Raw genomic sequence first — 18733 nt, 5'->3', positions numbered from 1 at the left:
AAGGAACGGACGACATGACGCCACTTGTCGTCGGCATCGACATCGGCACCTCCGGCGCCCGCGCGGTCGCCATGCGCCAGGATTTTTCCATTGCCGCCCAATCCGCCGTGCCTCTCGACAGGTTCGGCCCGAACCCCCGCGATCCCCGCACATGGTGGCAAGCGGTCCAGGCGGCGCTGGCCGGGCTGCTTTCAAGCATAGACCGTGCCACGGTCCGCGCCATCGCCGTCGATGGCACATCGGGCACGCTGCTGCCGGTCGACACTGATGGGCGGCCCCTGGCCGAGCCGCTGATGTACAACGACAAGGTCGATGACGGAGACATCCTGGCCATCGTCGCCCGCGAGGCGCCGGAAACGAGCGCCGCCCACGGGCCGACTTCAGGCCTCGCCAAGGCGCTCCGATTCCAGCGTCTGCCCGGCATGGCGGCCGTGCTGCACCAGGCCGACTGGATCGCCGGCAACCTGTCCGGACGCTTCGACGTCAGCGACGAGAACAATGCGCTCAAGACCGGCTATGACGTCGAGGCTCGCCGCTGGCCGGATTGGATCGCGGCCACCGGCATGCGCATGAATTTACTGCCTGATGTCGTCGAGCCGGGCGAGGTCAGCGGCACGCTTACCACGGCCGCCGCCGCGCTTTTCGGCCTGCCGCGCGATGTGGTTGTGGTTGCCGGCACCACGGACGGCTGCGCCTCATTCCTGGCGACGGGCGCTACGGCAGCCGGCGACGGCGTCACCGCATTGGGTTCCTCGCTGACCATCAAGATCCTGTCCGACCGGCCGATCTCGGCGCCGCGCTTCGGCATCTACAGCCATCGTCTTGGCGACACCTGGCTGGCCGGCGGCGCATCGAATTCCGGTGGCAAGGTGCTGGCGCGGCATTTTCCGCTCGCGCGGATCATCGAGCTCAGCACCATGATCGACCCCGCGACCGAGACCGGCCTCAACTACTATCCGCTTGGGACGACTGGCGAACGGTTCCCCATCGCCGATCCGGCGCTCCCCCCGCGCCTCGTCCCGCGCCCGGCGGATGATGCCGACTATCTCAAGGCGATGTTCGAAGGCATGGCCGCGATCGAAGCGCTCGGCTATCGCCGGCTTGGCGAGCTCGGCGCGCCGGCGCTGACTTCGGTGCGCAGCGTCGGCGGCGGCGCGGCAAATCCGGCGTGGAGCGCGATCCGGCAGCGTAAGCTCGGCGTTGCGTTCTTGCCGGCTTTGTCGGACGAGGCCGCTGCCGGAGCGGCGCGCCTGGCGTTGAAGGGTGCGAACGAGGTGGGGCTGCTATGAGCGGGAAACTGGCTGAACGCCTCGACGGCATCGGACCGCTGGAGGAGCGCTACCAGGTCTTCCTGGTCGACCAGTTCGGCGTGCTGCATGACGGCTCGGCCCCCTATCCCGGTGCGGTGGTGGCCTTGGCGGCACTGAAGCGCGCCGGAAAGACCGTGGTGCTGGTCTCCAACTCCGGCAGGCGCGCCAAGCCCAACGAAGACCGTTTGCTGAGGCTCGGCTTCGAGCCCGGAAGCTGGGATCATTTCGTTTCCTCCGGCGAGGTGGCGTGGCGATCCTTCCACGAAATGGCGGCGACCGGAGCGTTGCGGCCCGGCACGAACTGCCTGTTGATCAGCCGCGATAATGACCGCACAGCGATCGAGGGCCTGCCTTTTGTATTGACCGGAACCGGCGATACCGCCAACCTGGTACTGATCGCGGCCAGCGAGGGCGACCGCTACGACCTCGAGCATTATCGCCGCTTGCTGGCCCCGGCGGCGGCGCGAAAAGTGCCATGCTTCTGCACCAATCCCGACAAGATCATGCTGACGGCGGTCGGGCCCCGCTTCGGCGCCGGCGAGATCGCCGATCTTTACGAGAGCCTGGGCGGCAGCGTCACCCGCATCGGCAAGCCCGGCCCGGCGATCTTCGAAGCGGCGCTCGCGCTCGCCGGCGAACCAAAGCGCGGCAGCGTGATCTGCGTCGGCGACAGCGTCGAACACGATATTGCAGGCGGCAATGGCGTCGGCATCGCGACGGCACTGGTGATGGGTGGGATATTGGCCGACACGCCTGACCTCGCCGCTGTCTTCGATGAGCATAAGGCCTGGCCGGACTATACGATGGGGTCCTTCAGCTTTCGCTGACCGCCGCCAGAATCCGCCTTGCACTCTCCTCGTCGGTGATCAGGATTGTGGGCGCAATCAGGTTCATTGCGCCGAGCAGGGCGTCGGTCTTCTCCGCGCCGCCGGAGGTCAGAATGCGGATTGGCGCCTTGCGCAGCCGGTCGACATCCACCGACATCACATGGTTGTTGACGGGATGGTCGACCAGATCACCATTGCGGTCGTAGAAGTGGAACAGGAGGTCCCCGACGGCGCCGCGCGCCAGCAGCGCCTCCCGGTCCGCTTCCCTGAGGAAGCCGCCGCGCGAGAAGGTGGTGGCCGAAGCGATCCCGCCGACACTCAGCAGAACGGCGTCGAGCGCGTCGGCCATTTCAAAAACCTCCTGCAGGCCGCAGCGTTCGATCAGCGCGATCTTGGTCTCGACGCTGTCGACGACGGCTGGCGTCGGCATCAGATAGCCGTCGCCCTGGAAGATCTGGGCGAAGCGCCAGGCGAACTCGGCCGGGTTGACCCGGCGCGCGACGCCGACGCCGCCAAGCAGCGAAATCACCTTGAAATCGGTCAGCGATTTGGCGCTGATGAACGGCAAGGTGTGGAACAGCGTATTGCCCCAGCCGACACCGACCTGCATGCCGGATTTCATAGCGTCGGACAGGAACATGCCGGTCTTGGCGGCTATTGCCGGGATCGGATCGGCACTGGCCGCCGTCAGCGGCGCCACCAGCGCCTGCTGGAGGCCGAAGGTCTTTTCCAGCGCGCGCTCCAGCCGCACGATCTCTAGAAGCTCGCTCTCGATGGTGATCTTGACCTCGTTGCGCGACCGCGCCTCCGCCAGCATGCGCACGATGGTGACGCGGCCGACGCCGAGCACATCGGCGATCTCATTCTGCGTCATCTGCTCGACGAAATACATCCAGGCGGCGCGGATCCTGAGGCGGTCCGTGCGGCTCTCGCTGACGATCTGCTCGGTCGCTTCCGCTCCTGCCCGCCTTTCGTCGGTCCGCCTTTCCTCGGGCCGTCTTTCCACGATTTGTCGTCCCCTGGCCAATCATCCCTCCCCCGCGGCGGACGAGTGCGCCGTCGCCGATTCTGCATGCTGGTCTAGTATCGCCTATTGATCTACCAATCGATAGGAACAATGTAGAGTCGGTGGTGCCCGTCGCAGGTGGCGCCGCACGGCACATTCGAGGCTAACCGCGATGCTCCGACAAATCTCCGAAGATGTCCGCGTCAACCTCAAGGACCGGCTGCGGGAAGTCCGCGACATCATCCGCCAGAGCCGCCACGACGGCGCCAGCGAGGCCAGCCTGCTGCGCGAAGCAACCAGCCATCTGCCGCCATTTCCGGGCAAAGGCATCGAAGGCCTGCTCAGCCATGCCGCGAGTGCCGTCGACGAAGCGCTGTCGATCGCCGAATCCTTCGTCCCGCACGAGCGCCCGATAAGAGTGGATGGAACGACCGTAAAAGGCCTCGCCACCTATTTCCCGGCCGGTGACGAAGACCAGCAATTGAGCGCCGAGCGCCTGTTCCGGCGCGACATGTACTATCTGACCAAGGCAGTGCTTGCCGGGCTGAAGATCGACCACGCCCGTATCCATGAAGCCGGGTTCGCCGCCGTCCACGCGGCCATGCGCAAGCGCCATGGCGAATTGTTGGCTGCGCTGGCCGCGCCGGGTGCCGGACTGCAGGCCATCGCGGCCATCTGCGCGGCACTGCTGGTCGAGTTGCTCAACCAGCGTCCGGTCCGCTTTGGCGAAGCCGCGCCGGAAACGAGCGCTGCCGGCGGCCAGGCGCTCGACGTAAGCTGCCTGGCGCCGGTCGTCCTGGCCTGCGGCCTGGCGACCACCGGTCGTGACGGCGCGCCGGAGCCCGACATGCTGGAAATCGCGATTCTGGCGGCCGACATACGTCATGAGCGCATTGCCCAAGCCTGCGCCAAGGCGAGCCCGGTCGATGAATTGGCACCTGTGTTCGCCACCTTGCTTGCGCATCTGCCGTAAGCTCCAGCGGCGATTGCGGGAACTACTCCCCGGCTGCCATCGCCGTGATCGTCTTCTTGGCGCGCTGGATCGAGGCCGGGCTCATCGACAGCTCGGTCAGGCCCATCTCCAGGAAGGCCGGAATGAGATCCGGCCGGCCCGCCGCTTCGCCGCACATGCCTACCATGATGCCGGCGGCGACGCCGGACTTGGCCGTCAGCTCGATCGCCGACATGACCGCCGGATTGGTGACGTCGTTGAGCTTCGCAACGGTCGGGTTGAGCCGGTCGGCCGCCATGATGTACTGGGTCAGGTCGTTGGTGCCGATCGAAAAGAAAGCTACTTCCTTGGCCAGTGCCGGAGCGATCAGCACGGCGGCCGGGGTTTCGATCATCACGCCGAGATCGAACGTCGCATGCGGCACGCCTTCGGCCTTGAGTTCGGCGGCGCATTCGTCGACAAGAACGCGCGTCTGCCGCACCTCGCCAAGATCGGAGACCATCGGCAGCATCACCTTGATGTTGCCGTGCACGGCGGCCCTCAGCAGCGCCCTGAGCTGGCGCTTGAAGATATCGGGCCGGTCGAGGCACATGCGGATGCCGCGCCAACCGAGGAAGGGGTTCTCCTCGTCGGGGAACTCGATGCCGGCAATCGGCTTGTCGCCGCCGATGTCGAGCGTGCGCACGATGACCGGATAGGGTGCGAAGGCCTTGGCCAGCGCCGCATAGGTCTCGGCCTGCATGTCCTCCGACGGAAGGTGCATATGGCGCATGAACAGGAGCTCGGTGCGGAACAGGCCGACACCCATGGCGCCGGCCTCTTGCGCTGCCTCGATCTCTTCCAGCGAGCCGATATTGGCCGCGACCTCGATGACCCTGCCGTCCGCCAGCTTCGGCGTTACCGTCTTGAAAGCCGCAAGGCCGGCACGCTCCTTCGCCGCCGCTTGGACACGACCGGCGAAATCGGCGCGCGTCGCCGCGTCGGGGTCGATGATCACCTGACCGCTGTTGCCGTCGAGCGCCACCTCTTGCGCCGTGCGCAAGAGGTGGATCCGGTCGCCAAGGCCGAGCACCGCCGGAATGCCATGCGAGCGGGCGATGATGGCGATGTGCGAGGTGGCGCCGCCATGGCCGCACACCACGCCGCCGATGCGTTTCAGCGGCGCCCGCGCCAGATCCCAGGCCCCGATATCATCGGCGATCAGGATCGCACCTTGCGGGATGTTCTCGAGGCTGACGTCGTCCTGGCCAAGCAGCACTAGGCTGATCTGCCGTCCGACCGCATGGACATCGTCCGCCCGCGCATTGAGATAATGATCGTCGACGGCGCTGAAATCGGCGGCGATGGTGGAGGCGGCGGTTATCGTGGCCGAGACCGCGTCGTTGCCGCCCTTGATTGCCTTCTCGGCCTCGCCGGTCAGGCTGTCGTCGGCGGCGATATCTCTCAGCGCCGCGACGATGCCGCGGTCACCGGCCGACAGACCATCCTGTGCCAAAGCCCGGTCCATGCGGGCCTGGACGGCGGCGACGGCGGCGCGAAACCTGTCGATCTCGCCGGCGATCTCATCGGCCTGCAGCATGCGGCCCTGCCCGGCGATGTCAGGCGGGAAATGTGCAAAAGCCGGCCCGATGGCGACGCCCTCGCTTGCGGCGACACCGCGCAAACCACTGCTTGCTTCGCCTGATGCAGCTGGCGCGGACCGGGGCGCTGGCGCGAGTGCCGCTTCCTTGCCCTGGTCATTGGCTGGAGCGTGGGTGTCTTCGTCGTCGAGACCCGCCTTGGGGTTCTCGAGATAGCCGATCAGCGCCTCGATCGCCTCGATGGCGTCGGCGCCGTTCGCCCGCACGGTGACTTCCTGGTTTTCCTTGACCGCCAGCAGCATCAGCTTGACCGAACTCTTGGCACTGACCGCCTTGCCGTCCTTGACCAGTTCGACGTCGGATTCGAAAGCCTTGGCGAGCTTGACGAAGCGCGTGGCGGGACGGGCGTGCAAACCTTCATGCACTCTGACGATGGTCGAGCGTTCCATGGCAAATACTCTGCTTTTTTGGGCGCCAAAGCCAGACTGGCTGGGCGCGAATGCTTTCAGGCGGCGATGGTGATGATCGCGTCTGTCTTCAGCGCTGCCACGAGGGCTTGCGTATCGACCTGCGACGCGCAGATCTCGCCTGGCCTTTCGGCCTCGGTGGCGCCGTTGAACGAGATGACGACGTGGCCCATCTCGAGCACCTTGCTCCAGGCGCTGGAGCCGACGGCGGTTATGACAGCCGAAACGGGGCCAAGGGTGATCGACGCGCCCTTTTCAGGCGCGCCGTCGCTGGGTCCGATCTCCGTCTTGTGGAGCACCGAGACCTCGGCAAGCTCCGGTGGCGAGCCATCCGCGAACAGGATGACCACGCCGCCCTCGGCGAGGTCCGCCACTTCGGGTCCTATTGCCGTGACCCGTGTCTTGAGAAGAACCGACATATGGCGAACCTCGTTATTTCTGGTGTTTAGAACACGATCAGGGAAACGACCCAGGCGATCAGCACCGAGACCGGACCCATGATCTGGCGGCTGATGAGCACCGCCGGCACGCCGATTTCGATGGTTTTCGGCTTGGCTTCACCCAGTGCGAGGCCGACGGGAACGAAGTCGCAGCCCACCTGGGTGTTGTAGGCAAACAGAGCCGGCAGCGCCATCGCCGGAGAGATCGTACCGTTGGCAATCTGCGGGCCGATGATAGCGACGCCGATAACCTGCGCGATAACAGCGCCTGGGCCCAGAATGGGCGACAGGAACGGCAGGCCGCAAATGGCCGAGATGATCAGCAGGCCGACGATATTGTTGGCCAGCGGACCCATCGGCTGCGCCAGCACGTCACCGACGCCGGTATACAGGATCAGGCCGATGAGCATGGTCACGAAGGCCATGAACGGCAGCACGTTGCGGACGACCTGGTCGATGGTGCGGCGGCCGGCATTGAAGAAGATGCCGACGACACGACCCATGACGCGGCCGATCGTGCTGATGAAACCGATCAGGCCGCCCTCGCTGGGCAGCGCCGTCGGCGTCGCTGTGTTGTTGGTCGAACTCATCGATGCTGCTCCCCCTGCAGTCGTGACCGCCTCGGACCCGTCCGCCATTGTGACGTCGGCCGGCTTGACGCCCGAAACGTAGATATCCTCGGTGATGAACTGGGCGAGCGGCCCGGACTGTCCGACCGGCGTCAGGTTGACGGTCGGGATACGCTTGCGCGGATAGACACCGCATCGTGCGGTGCCGCCGCAGTCGACGACGACAACCGCCATTTCGCTTTCTATCGGCGGCGCCTTGAAGCCGTCGACGGCTTCAGCGCCGGTCATATCGGCGATGAGCTGCGCCACCGGATGAATGCCGCCACCGGTGACGGAAACAACCTTGCTGCGCTGTTCGGTCGGCTCGATTACAAGCGGACCGCCCCACCCTGTTTTGCCCCGGGTGATCCGTACGGCTTTGTATGTCTTAGCCATGATGTCCTCCCCGCCCTTACAGCTCGACGCCCTGGCGGCGTGCCATGATGGCGGTGATGCGCTCGGTCAGCATGCCCTTGAGCAGGATGACGACGAGGCCGACGATGGCGTACCAGATGGCAACCTTGACATGGTAGCCGGCGGCGATGACGCCGCGCTTCTCGAGATCGAGCAAGGCCACGAGCATGCCTCCCCAGACGAAATATTCGCCAGGGTTGATGTGCGGAAAGAGGCCGAGCGGCGGATGCACGTAGGACACGGCCGCGTCATAGAAGGCCGGCTTGTGCTTTTCTTCCAGGAACGAGCCAAAGGTGTAAGCCATCGGGTTGGTGAGGAAGAACACCGCCAGCAGCGGCAGCACGGTGTAGCGGGTCAGCGCGATGCGGCCAGCGCCACGCGCCAGACCGTGGACCCGTTCTTCGCCGACCAGTTCAGTGACGGCGTAAAAGGCGGTCATCAGCACCACAAGCGTCGGGATGATGCCGGTGACAAAGCCGGCGAAAACCTCGCCGCCCTTCTGGAAAATGCCGATGAAGTACTTGCCGATGGCAGTCAGCCAGCCAAGCTGCTCTTCCTGCTGCACGTTTTTCAGCTGCTCCTTCAGCTGATCGGCGGTGACCGGCCCGCTGTCGGTCTGCGCCTGCGCCAGGACCACGAGATGATCGGAAGCATGCTCGACGGCGAGCTTGCCATGCAATGCGGCATCCGAGACCATGGCACCCGCGACATGCAAATTGTGCACGGCCATGTCGGCATGCTGAGCCAACAACGAAAATACAGACATTTCTCCTCCTTATGCCGGCCCGCCGGTTGATCCCAGTCGGCGCACGGCCTCCTCTATGCCCTTGCTACATTCAAGCCGGCCAAACCCGGCTTCTTCCCCGGCTCCGACCGTGCTTTGTCGATCTGTTCGATCGCCCGCTTCACGGCCTCGGCCACACCGGGTTCCCCCTCCCCCATGATCGCAGGGTTGGACCGGAGTCGATCGAGGGGAACGCCCTCGAATTCTTCATGTCGCTTGAATTTGGTGAACACGGAACGGCCGCTCATCACCATCATTCGGCGCACGATCAAGTCGGGCGTAACCACGACCAGCGCGATCGTTCCCTTGGCAAATCGGCCGCGAAAATTGCCGGCTCCGACGAAGCCGTCCTTGTACTGGTTGGTGACGCCCCGGAAGACATCCGAATAGTGCCGCATCTGCAGCCAGACGCCGAGCGACTGCAACGCCCACACAATAACCAGCAGAAGCAGTCCCCACTGCCAAATCGCCATTCGGTTCTCCTCCCGAAGCCTCAGTCGAGGCGCACCTTGGACCGGCGCGCGACAACAGCAAAGTGAGAACATTTGTTTCCGCGAATGTCAATATGTATGATATTGACCTCAACCACGGTCATCCACAGGGCCGCCGCGCGATTACGGCGGGGGCACGATTGTGCTAACCTGGGGGAAACGGGATACAGGAAATGGAACTGCCCTTCAGGGATGAACTGGCCCTCATGCCCGACCTGCGCCACCGGCTGCGGCAGTTGCGCTGGTTCCGCGCCACCTTCCGCGGCAGCGCCAAGGTGGTCTCGGACACATTCGGCGTACGCTTCGAAATCGACGAGGCGAAGCTGACCCGGGCTTTTCTCGACTGGGTCGAGGTCATGGAAGCGCAGAAGCGCTTTGCCGCGATCGACCGCGCCGATTTCATCGTCTTTGCCGCCGGCCTCGTGCTGCGCGAACTGATAAAACAGGCGCCGGCAAGGGAAATCTCCGGCCTCACCCAGCTCATCGAAACGGATCAGAATGCCGGCACGCTGGACATCATCCGTTTCTGGCCGGAAGGCTTTCTCTACACCAACTACTGTGTCTCGGTGATTTCGGCGATCTACGAGCAGGAGTTTGGCTCGGCGCCCAGTATCGACAAATGCGCCGACGACCTGCGCACCTGGTGGTCCTATCGCGAGAACGTCACCGAAATACCGGCCTATGCCGTGGCTTTCCTCGACCGCTTCCTGGGGGCGGAACCGAACTGGATCACGCCCGATCGCGCACAGTCGCGGCAGGCCATGCAGCGGGCGCTGGGGTCCTCCCGCGCCAGCGACGTCTTGCGCCAGCTTTGAATCGGCCTCTATCACCTCTATCCACGAGGCCGAGCGTGCCTGCTATTGAACATTTGACTTTTTGTCGATAGCGATGTGCGAATTCTGACAGAGGCCGGGAGAAACGCGTGGCGCCGTCAAGACTGATCATTTTCGATTGCGACGGCGTTCTCGTCGACAGCGAGCCGCTGGCCGCCAAGGCCTATGAACGTGTCTACGATAAGCATGGCATGCCGGGCGTTCACGGCGGCATCATCGCCCAGTGCGTCGGCATGAAACAGGCCGACATCATCGTCAGGATCAAGGAGTTGACCGGCCATCAGTTTCCCGCGTCGGCCGACGGCGATATCTGGGCCGAGACCAAGGTGCTTTTCACCGAAGAGTTGAAGCCAACGCCTGGAATAGGCTCGTTTCTGGAAACGCTTGCCGGCGACCGCTGCGTTGCCTCCTCGTCCTCCATCGAGCGTATAAACCACAGCCTGGCGGTGACCGGACTGGCACGCTTCTTCGGCGATGCGATCTACAGTTCCTCGATGGTCAAGAACGGCAAGCCGGCGCCGGACATCTTCCTTTTCGCGGCTGCCAGGATGGGCGCCAAACCAGCCGACTGCATCGTCATCGAGGACTCGCCTTTCGGCATCCAGGGCGCGGTTGCCGCCGGCATGACGGCGATCGGCTATACCGGCGGCGGCCATACTTATGCCGAGCATGCCGCACGGCTGACGGCGGCCGGCGCCGATTTCGTCTGCGCCGACTGGCAAGAAGTCAGCCGGCAATTGGCTGGACTTGGTGTGCCAGCCTAAGTGGCAGAGGCTAAAGAGGATGGTTTGGCGGCCATTCGCTGCGTGGAATCTCGGAGCCGACACGGAAGCCGAACGACAGGACCCTGGTCGCATCGGCATCCACCTCGCATCGGAAGCTCAGTTGGTACCATGTGGTTGTCGTGCTGAAGGCCGCTTCGGGGCGGTCGAGAACATTGCCGGCTTTCAGCGGAATCGTCGGCAGCCATTTGGGAGAATAGTCGGCACCCTGCAGCTCCTGGTCCAGCACGTTGGCGCAAAGGGTCGCAACGCGCTGACTGCGAGGTACGCCGCTCATGGAACTCGTGGCCAACGCGTCGCCGGTAGCGCCCTGCGAGTAGAGTTTCCGAACCCCCGGAAGACCGGAATACATTGGTGATCCAGCACCTGCGTCGTTCGTGGAATTTGAGGCGGTGGCTTTTCCGGCCCGGGACTTCAGGGCTTTTTCAGACTTGAACTTCATCGTCTTGACGACTTTGGTCTTGGGCTTTTCGGTCGCGGCCCCGGTCTTGGCGTCGCTCTCGGCTGGCGACGGCTTTGGCTCTACGGCTGCTTGCTGATCGGAAGCTTTTGGCGCAGCCTGCTGTTTATCAGCGTCTTCCGTGACCTGCTTTTCCTCGCTCGGCGTGGGCTTGGTGACGGTCGGCTCGGTTGGCGGATTCTCATCGGCTTTGCTTGCATCAGGCCGCTGCTCCGCGTTTGCCGTCGCTGCAGGCTTGTTCTCGGCGGACTTGGGCTCGACCGGAGGTTTCGAGGCGTCATCCTTTGCAGGCGACGGCGCATTGTCCTTGGCCGCCCCCCCATCCAGGGATTTCTTCGGTCCTGTATCTTTATCGCCATACTGAAAAACACGCTTCAAAGCGGTGTCGTCAGGTTGTTTGCGCGGCTGTTCGGGTGGCTTTTCAACCTTATGCTCGGGGGGCTTATCAGCCTTAGGTTCCGGCGGCTTCTCGGCTTTGAGCGGCTGCGGTTTTGGCTTGTCGGGCGGAGGCACGAGCGCGACGCTTATCGGTTGCTCCTGCTGGGGCTCTTGTGAGGCTTTTGACAGGCCGTAGATGAAGAACGATGCGACAAGCGCATGCAGGACCAGCGATGCGGCCAAGGCCCACAGCAGATTCCGGCGCCATTCGCGTGTCTCATCCTTCATCTCTTCCGATGTGGAATGAAATAGCGGCGGCTTCAAGCATAAGCACCGGATTGACGCCATTTAGCCGCTGACAGCTTGGTGATCTGGGGGATGCCGCGCAGGGAGATCGGCTAGCTTTGCCGCCAGCGTGGGATTCCGTCCAGAAATCCCTCGTCCAGCCGCGTTTCCCCAAACCAGTTCAGCCGGTTGATGCTGACGAAACCCGCATCGATCGCGGCGTTTTCATCCCCCGGTTCGCTTGCATGGGCCCGGCCACGCGGCACCGTGATGATCGTGCGATCCCCGGCGCTTTCCACCACCTCGGCCGTGCGGCCGATCTTGTCGCGGCCGATGCGCGGCTGGCGAATTTCGGCCGGCAGCGCGGTCGGCAAGTTGACGCTCAGCCAATGGCCCTCTGTCGCCCAATCGGCGCGCGATTGCCAGAGCGAGGCGATCAGCTTGCCAAGCCATTCGTCGTCGGCAGCGCCGAAGTCAGGATTTTTCACGCGCGAAAAGCCGATCGCGGGTATGCCCCAGAAACTCGCTTCGCGGGCAATACCCAGTGTGCCGGAATAGGCGATATCCTCGGCGACGTTGCGGCCGTCATTGATGCCCGACAATACGAGGTCAGGCTTCGGTTCATCAGCGAATAGCCACGTCATGGCGCTCACCACGCAATCGGCTGGCGTGCCCGAGCACGAATACCAGTTCGGCTTGACGCGCCGCATCGTCAGCGGCCTGGCGATGGTCAGCGACGAGCCGGCGGCGGTGCGCTTGCCGTCCGGCGCGACCACCCAGACATCGTCGCTCAACCCGAGGGCGGCATTGACCAGACGGGCAAGACCCGGCGCTTCGATGCCGTCATCGTTGCAGATCAGGATTCTCATGATGCGCTTCCTTGCCCCACCGTGATGCGTTGACCCGTACGGCATTGCGTGAGCAAGGACGGAATATGGCTTTTCAACTCGCCCAGAAGATCGGGCGCGCAGGAATGGCCCAGCGCCCTGGGGCGTCCCGCCTTCTCCCAGATGCCGACATTGCCCGACAGTGTCGGGTGGGTGGGCATGCGTATCCAGTCCGCCCGGCCGGCCTTGTGCATGAGATCGGCCGGAGAGCCCAAAGGCAGATGCCCGGTGAGCAACACCGGAAACCCGGCATCGTCGGCGCGAGGCAAAAGGTGCGACGACGGGCCAGCCTCGCCCATGCCGTCATTGGCCAGCAGGGGCAGCGAAGGCAGCGGGTCGGCATCGCTCCAGTCGGCCGCGCTTCGCAGGCGGGCAAGCAAAAGCTCGGAAATGCCCGGCAACAGGGACGCGGTCGCGCCGATCTGCGCTTCCAGCGACGAACGCATGCCGGCATGGACGGCGAACGACCCCGGCAAGGCCGCGATCAGTTCCAGCGATCGGCCAGACAGCGGCGTCGGCAACAGGCATCCCTGCGGATGCCGCGCCACCCATTCGGAAATTTCTTGCGCCCGGGCAGCCCCCGGCACGGGATCCGCCCCGTAGGAGGCATCGAAGACCAGGAGATCGCAGTGCGGGATCGTGTCCATGACAAACACATTGCTGTCAGGCACCACATCGGCTGAATAGGCGATGCGGCTTGTCCCGTCGTCGACGGTGAACCAGACACCGCCGACGACATGACCGGACCGCCCGGTCCTGACCGTGAAATTGCCGCTTGTCAGTGTGTCGCCCGGTTCGAAGAGTTCGATGCGGTTTTCAGGCAAGGGAAATCGCCTGAAATCCTCCGGCTCGGCATAGGCGGCAAGCGTGGCCGGCGCCTCGGCACGGGTCTCCGCCGTCATGAAGATCGGGCCGCTATAGCCGCGCGACAACAGCCAGCTCAGCGCGCCGACATGATCCTCATGGGCATGCGAAACAAAAACAGCATCGATGTCGTCGCTCGACCCGTTGAGCGCTGGGTAGTATTCCGCCCCTGAAGCGCCGACCTTGATGCCGACATCGAGCAGGATGCGATCGTCGCCGCTGTTGACGGCGAGGCTGGTGCGGCCCTTTTCTCCGAAGCCGCCGGCAAGGTCCAGTATCATCACGAGGCTGTCCCCGCCGCCGGGATCAGCCAGCCGGATTTTATGCGCAGGCGCGCTTGCGCCCCGTTCTCCAGCACAACCGGATCGGGTTGCTCGAAATGCAAGGTGAGGTCGGGACCAGCGGTCGGCGCGAATTCAATCCGCGCCGCGCCGCCCTGGTAGATCGCCCGCTTGACGAGACCATCGAAGCCCGAGGCATCGGCCGAAAGCTCGATATCGGCGGGGCGGCAGCAGATCTTGGCGCCGGCGCGCGGCCGCTCGCCAGGCCGGCAACGGACCACCAGCTCGGTTCCGAGAACCCGGACCTTGCAATAGCCGTTGTCCTCGCTGGCCAACACGTCCGCCGGAAGCAGAATGCCTTGCGAAATGAAGGAGGCCACCATCTCATTTGCCGGCTTATGATAGAGTTCACGCGGGGTGGCGAACTGCGCCAAGCGTCCATGGTCCATCACCGCGATGCGGTCGGCCAGCGCCATCGCCTCGGCCTGGTCATGGGTTATGTAGACGATGGTCGTGCCGGTGCGCTTGTGGAAGGCGGCGAACTCGTCCTCCATCGAGGCCCTGAGATGGACGTCGAGATTGGCGAGTGGCTCGTCGAACAGCACCAGCGAAGGTGTCGCCACCAGGCAACGCGCCAAGGCCACCCGCTGGCGCTGGCCGCCGGAAAGATTGGCGGGCCGGCGCTCGCCCAGGCCCTGAAGATTGACAAGGGCAAGCGCGTCTTCCACTTTTTGGCGCGCAACCGCTTTGTCGAGCTTGGCCACCTTCAGCGCATAGCCGATATTCTCGGCGACGCTCATATGCGGCCACAGCGCGTAATTCTGGAAGACGATGCCGACGCGCCGCTTTTCCGGCGCGACGCTGCCGCCGCTGTTCGACACGACATCGCTGCCGATGCGGATTTCGCCCGAGGTCACCTTTTCGAAACCGGCGACCAGCCGCAGCAATGTCGTCTTGCCACAGCCGGAGGGGCCGAGCACCGCCAGAAATTCGCCGTCAGCGACATCGATCGAAACGTCCTTGACCGCATCGAACTCGGCGAAGCTCTTGGTCACATGGTTCAGGGTCAATCGCGCCATGGCAGAACTCCGCTCGGAAGATGAGGGGCAAGCAGGTTGGTCACCAGCATCAGCACGAAGGTGACCGCGACCGTGATGACCGACATCGCCGCCGCGTAGTTGGAATCGCCGCCCTGCTCGAAGGAAAACATGACAACGCCGATGGTCTCCGAGCCCGACGACCACAGCAGCGCCGAGACGGTGAGTTCGCTGAGCGCCGTCATGAAGATCAGCAGGCCGCCGGCGATCGCCGCCGGCGCGACCAGCGGAAAGACGATGGTGCGCATGCGCGTGAACAGGCCGGCGCCCGCCACCTGTGCGGCTTCTTCGAGTGCCCGGTCGATCTGGTGATAGCCGCTGATGGTCGGCCGCAAGGCCAGCACCAGGAAACGGGCGAGATAGGCATAGAGGATGATCCAGACGGTGTTGTAGAGCTGGACGCCGGTCAGCGGGATGGGGCGCAGGAACAAGAGCAGCGAGGCGATCGCCAGCACCACGCCGGGCAAGGCATACGGCAGTTCGACTGAAAGATTGAGCAGCCGCACCCAGCGCTGCTTGCCCCAAGCGATGAGATAGCCGATCGGCACGGCGACGAGGACCGCGAAGAAAGCGGCAGCGATCGACAGCCAGAAACTGTTGAAGAAGGCGCGGCTGGCGGCATCATGCTCGAACAGCACGAAACGGTAATTGTCGAGCGTCGCCGTCTTGGCGGTGAGCGCGATGCCGTAGCCCGGCACCAGCGACGTCAGCACCAGCCCGAACAGCGGCAGGACCAGCACCAGCACGATGAGCAGCCACATCCCGGCCTGGACGACCGGCCGCCAGCGGCCCAGTTCATAAGGTTCGGCCGGCAGCGATGTCGAGGAGATGCGGTAGTCGCGGCGGCGGCTCATCACCTCCTGGGCAAGGATGCCGGCCATGGCGATGATGCCGATCAGCACCGACAGGAACGCGGTCTCGCCGAGTACCGCCGGGCCCCCGCCGGCCAGCTTCTGATAGATGAGCGTCGGCAGCACCAGGTAGTTGGCGGGGATGCCGAGAAAGGCCGGAATGCCGAAATTGCCGACGCAGGAGACGAAGGCAAGCGCGGCCGCCGCCATGATCGACGGCGTCATCAAGGGCAGCACGATGGTGATCAGTACGGTGAACCAATTCGCACCGCCGGCGCGCGCCGCCTCGACCAGTTCGCGCGGCAGCTTGCGCAGGCCTGCACGCACCAGCAGGAAGACCAGCGGCCCGTATTGGACGCCAAGCAGCAGGATGATGCCCGAGGTCGAGTAGAGCGGGTTTTTCGTGCCGAGCGGCGGCGCCGCTCCGAAAAGCTTGAGGAATGGGCTGGCAGGGCCGAACAGTTGCAGCCAGGCCAGCGCCGTCACCTGCGGCGCGATCATCAGCGGCATGACGTAGCAGAGCACCAGGGCGCTTCGGCCGCGTATGTCGGTCAGCGAGACAAGCACGGCCACCAGCGTTCCCGACAGCACCGCCAGAAGAGTGCCGCCGATGCCGACGACCAGTGTATGCCATGTCGCGATCCAGGTTGCCGGGCTTCTCAGCCCGGCCTCCACGGCCACCGTCGACAAGACACCGCCGGGTGCCACGATCTCCTTGACGAGGCGCAGCATGGGCAGCAGCGAAAGCAGGACGATGACGACGGCCACCACCGCCGTCAGGACCATTTCCTGGCCCCGGCTCTCCCTGATACGTGTCGGCATGATTGCGTTTCCTGGGATCGGTCAGCGGGGCGGCCGGGCTCACCGGAACTGACGAGATGCCGTCGAGACGGCATCTCGCGGGGATCGACGGCTCAGCCGCCGAACAGGTCCTGGAACTTCGCCTTGTCGGCGTCGGTCTCGGCGACGATCGCCTTGGTGTCGAACGGCATCACCTTGACCTTGACGCCTTCCGGCAGCCAGTCGGGACGACCGACCGAGGCGCGTGCCGGCAGGTAACCCATCGACAGCGCCAGCTTCTGGCCTTCATCGGACAGAATGAAGTCGACGAATTTTTTCGCACCGTCGACGTTCTTGGCGGTCTTCATGATGGCCACCGGTTCGGTCACGGCGGGCACGCCCTCCGAGGGGAACACGAATTCGACAGGCGAACCCTTCTTCTTGGCGTTCATCGCCATGAAATCGACGAGGATGCCATAGGGCTTCTCGCCCGACGCCACCGACTTCAGCACCGCGCCATTGCCGCGGACGCTGACGGTGTTGTTGGTCTTCAGCTTCTGGAAGAAATCCCAGCCATAATTGCTGTCGCCGGCGAAGCCCGAAAGCAGGTAGGCGGCGGCACCGGAATAGAGCGGGCTCGGCATGACCAGGCCATCGGCATAGGCCGGCTTGGCGAGGTCCGCCCAATGCTGCGGCTTTTCGGCGGCAGCGGTGTTGTAGACGATGCCGGTAGTGATCAGCTTGCTGCCGAAATAAGTCTTGTCGGCGTCATAGGCATCCGCCTCGATGCCGTCGAGCTTGGCCTCGGGATAGGCCAGCAGCCGGTCGTCCTTCTTCAGCAGTTCCATCGACACCGCGTCGGCGATCAGCAGCACGTCGGGCTGCGGGCTGCCTGCGGCGAACTCGGCCGCCATCTTGGTCAGGATGTCGCTGGTTCCGGAGCGATAGATGGTGACGTCGATGCCGGGCTGTGCCTTCTTGAAGGCATCCACGGTCTTGGCTGCGTCTGCCTCGGGCTGGGATGTGTAGAGCGTCAGTGTTTCGGCATTTGCCACGCCGGCAAACAAAGTTGCCGCGAGCGCCAGCTGGCTGGCCAGCAGCTGGATGAATAGCGTCTTCATGAGACCTCCTGTCTTGTCTGTGCATGACCGGTCTGGCCCCTGGCCAGCACCCCGTCTCTTCCTCCCTGCACGGCGCATATGACTGGTGGATGACACAGCGCGTGAAACCAACAAAATATGTTCATATGTACGATGTCAATTACAAATGATCACAGCTGTGCGATAATCGGCCTGCCGCGAACCCGGCATCCGATTGACGTAAGAGCGGCCTTGCCCGGATGAGGACAACCGTCGGCCATGACACATGAGGGACGACATCCATGCCCACGCAAAAGCCCGCACCGGCTCGCCTGCCGATGGTCTCGTCGGACCTCAGCGTCAAGACGGCATGGCTCTATTATGTCGAGGGCTTCACGCAGGAGCAGATCGCCGAAAAGCTCGATGTCTCCAGGGTGAAGGTCATGCGTACGCTGGCCGCCTGTACCGCCGAGGGCATCGTCGTTACCATGATCAACGCGCCGACAGCCGAACAGGTGGCGCTTGAGCGGGAACTGGAAAAACGCTGGGGCCTCAACGCCGCCGTCGTCATCCCGACACCTTCGGTTCACGACCATCTGGAGAAGGCCATCGGCCACGCCGTGGCGGCCTATCTCGGCGAGCAGATGCAGGATAGCATGACGCTGGCGATCGGCGGTGGCGCCACGCTGCACGCCAGCCTGGGTTTCCTCGCCCGCCGGCACTTGAAGCGCGCCTCGGTGGTGGCGCTTGTCGGCAGCCTGCCGCATTCGCAATGGATCAACCCGTCGATCGTGGCCGCCAAGGTCGCCGATGTGTTCGAGGTGGACAGCTATCAGATCACGGCGCCGGTGATGGTGGACGACCCCTCGCTGCGCGATCTCCTGTGGGCGCAGCCGACGCTGCAGGATGTGCGCCGGCGCGCCGCGGCGGCCGACATCGCATTGCTCACCGTCGGCGACATGTCGCCCGATGCCACCATCTTCCGGCATGGCATCGTGCCGTCATCGCTGATTACACCCTTGAAGGCAAAAGGCGCGGTCGCCAACATGCTATGCTATTTCGTCGATGCCGCCGGCAGGCTCGTCGATCACGAAGTCAACCGGCGCGTCATGGCGATCGACCTCGATGTTGTCGCCCATGTGCCGAATGTCGTGCTGGCCGCCGGCGGAAAGCGCAAGGTGGCGGCAATCCTCGCCGCGCTCAAGGCTGTCAGCACCAATGTGCTGATCACCGACAGCGACACCGCTATGGCGCTGCTGGCCAAGGCCGGCTGAGAT

General features: G+C 64.2%; 18 protein-coding genes. 6 read left to right on the top strand and 12 right to left on the bottom strand.

What is annotated here, in order from left to right:
- Nucleotides 1-14: 14 nt before the first annotated feature.
- Nucleotides 15-1289: an FGGY-family carbohydrate kinase gene (locus FJW04_RS05450; protein WP_140712801.1), complete on the top strand. Its 1275-nt coding sequence runs from the start codon at nt 15-17 to the stop codon at nt 1287-1289.
- On the top strand, nt 1286-2137 hold the full coding sequence (locus FJW04_RS05445; RefSeq protein WP_140712799.1) for a TIGR01459 family HAD-type hydrolase: 852 nt from the start codon (nt 1286-1288) through the stop codon (nt 2135-2137). The genes FJW04_RS05450 and FJW04_RS05445 overlap by 4 nt, the downstream gene beginning before the upstream one ends.
- Here FJW04_RS05445 and FJW04_RS05440 read toward each other — a convergent pair.
- On the bottom strand, nt 2124-3143 hold the full coding sequence (locus FJW04_RS05440; protein ID WP_051041246.1) for a sugar-binding transcriptional regulator: 1020 nt from the start codon (nt 3141-3143) through the stop codon (nt 2124-2126). The two genes, FJW04_RS05445 and FJW04_RS05440, sit on opposite strands and share 14 nt — an antisense overlap.
- 172 nt (nt 3144-3315) lie before the next feature.
- Here FJW04_RS05440 and FJW04_RS05435 point away from each other — a divergent pair, with 172 nt between their 5' ends.
- A complete protein-coding gene (locus FJW04_RS05435; protein WP_015315472.1) occupies nt 3316-4116 on the top strand; it encodes a hypothetical protein in 801 nt (266 codons plus the stop codon).
- 22 nt (nt 4117-4138) lie between these two features.
- On the opposite strand, the gene ptsP is transcribed toward FJW04_RS05435, so the two are convergent.
- The 5 genes from ptsP to FJW04_RS05410 are packed head-to-tail and all read right to left on the bottom strand — an operon-like array spanning nt 4139 to nt 8861.
- Nucleotides 4139-6124 (bottom strand): phosphoenolpyruvate--protein phosphotransferase, encoded by a 1986-nt coding sequence (gene ptsP / locus FJW04_RS05430; protein ID WP_140712797.1) that lies wholly within the window; start codon nt 6122-6124, stop codon nt 4139-4141.
- 56 nt (nt 6125-6180) lie between these two features.
- A complete protein-coding gene (locus FJW04_RS05425; protein WP_140616782.1) occupies nt 6181-6561 on the bottom strand; it encodes a PTS glucitol/sorbitol transporter subunit IIA in 381 nt (126 codons plus the stop codon).
- 26 nt (nt 6562-6587) lie between these two features.
- Entirely contained in the window at nt 6588-7586 is a 999-nt protein-coding gene (locus FJW04_RS05420; RefSeq protein ID WP_140712795.1) for a PTS glucitol/sorbitol transporter subunit IIB, read from the bottom strand.
- Nucleotides 7587-7602: 16 nt separating this feature from the next.
- On the bottom strand, nt 7603-8370 hold the full coding sequence (locus FJW04_RS05415) for a PTS glucitol/sorbitol transporter subunit IIC (protein WP_140616781.1): 768 nt from the start codon (nt 8368-8370) through the stop codon (nt 7603-7605).
- A gap of 53 nt (nt 8371-8423) precedes the next feature.
- A complete protein-coding gene (locus FJW04_RS05410) occupies nt 8424-8861 on the bottom strand; it encodes a transcriptional regulator GutM (protein WP_140662905.1) in 438 nt (145 codons plus the stop codon).
- A 191-nt stretch (nt 8862-9052) separates the two neighbouring features.
- Between FJW04_RS05410 and FJW04_RS05405 the strand changes: the two genes are divergently transcribed.
- Complete coding sequence (locus tag FJW04_RS05405) at nt 9053-9694, top strand: hypothetical protein (RefSeq protein ID WP_140712793.1); 642 nt, start codon at nt 9053-9055, stop codon at nt 9692-9694.
- A 107-nt stretch (nt 9695-9801) separates the two neighbouring features.
- Nucleotides 9802-10476 carry an HAD family phosphatase gene (locus tag FJW04_RS05400; RefSeq protein WP_140712791.1) on the top strand — a complete coding sequence of 225 codons (675 nt, stop codon included), beginning with the start codon at nt 9802-9804 and terminating at the stop codon, nt 10474-10476.
- Nucleotides 10477-10486: 10 nt separating this feature from the next.
- On the opposite strand, the gene FJW04_RS05395 is transcribed toward FJW04_RS05400, so the two are convergent.
- From FJW04_RS05395 to FJW04_RS05370, 6 genes are all read right to left on the bottom strand, one after another.
- Nucleotides 10487-11620: a DUF930 domain-containing protein gene (locus tag FJW04_RS05395; protein WP_140712789.1), complete on the bottom strand. Its 1134-nt coding sequence runs from the start codon at nt 11618-11620 to the stop codon at nt 10487-10489.
- Between the two features lie 110 nt (nt 11621-11730).
- Complete coding sequence (locus FJW04_RS05390; protein ID WP_140712787.1) at nt 11731-12486, bottom strand: 5'/3'-nucleotidase SurE; 756 nt, start codon at nt 12484-12486, stop codon at nt 11731-11733.
- The gene (locus tag FJW04_RS05385; protein WP_140713276.1) at nt 12483-13649 is read right to left on the bottom strand and encodes an MBL fold metallo-hydrolase; all 1167 of its coding nucleotides are present in this window, start codon (nt 13647-13649) and stop codon (nt 12483-12485) included. The genes FJW04_RS05390 and FJW04_RS05385 overlap by 4 nt, the downstream gene beginning before the upstream one ends.
- The gene (locus tag FJW04_RS05380; protein ID WP_140712785.1) at nt 13649-14728 is read right to left on the bottom strand and encodes an ABC transporter ATP-binding protein; all 1080 of its coding nucleotides are present in this window, start codon (nt 14726-14728) and stop codon (nt 13649-13651) included. The genes FJW04_RS05385 and FJW04_RS05380 overlap by 1 nt, the downstream gene beginning before the upstream one ends.
- Entirely contained in the window at nt 14716-16419 is a 1704-nt protein-coding gene (locus FJW04_RS05375) for an iron ABC transporter permease (protein WP_015315460.1), read from the bottom strand. Before FJW04_RS05375 ends, FJW04_RS05380 begins: the two co-directional genes overlap by 13 nt.
- 92 nt (nt 16420-16511) lie before the next feature.
- Nucleotides 16512-17498 (bottom strand): ABC transporter substrate-binding protein, encoded by a 987-nt coding sequence (locus tag FJW04_RS05370; RefSeq protein WP_015315459.1) that lies wholly within the window; start codon nt 17496-17498, stop codon nt 16512-16514.
- A 260-nt stretch (nt 17499-17758) separates the two neighbouring features.
- On the opposite strand from FJW04_RS05370, the gene FJW04_RS05365 reads away from it, so the two are divergent.
- Nucleotides 17759-18730, top strand: coding sequence for a sugar-binding domain-containing protein (locus FJW04_RS05365; protein ID WP_140712783.1), 972 nt, complete (start codon nt 17759-17761; stop codon nt 18728-18730).
- Nucleotides 18731-18733 lie beyond the last annotated feature (3 nt).

Origin of the sequence: Mesorhizobium sp. B2-7-3, from assembly GCF_006440715.1 — a bacterium.
Classification (GTDB): domain Bacteria; phylum Pseudomonadota; class Alphaproteobacteria; order Rhizobiales; family Rhizobiaceae; genus Mesorhizobium; species Mesorhizobium australicum.
The sequence above is the reverse complement of the archived record's forward strand: the minus strand, read 5'-3'. Positions and strand labels throughout refer to the sequence as shown.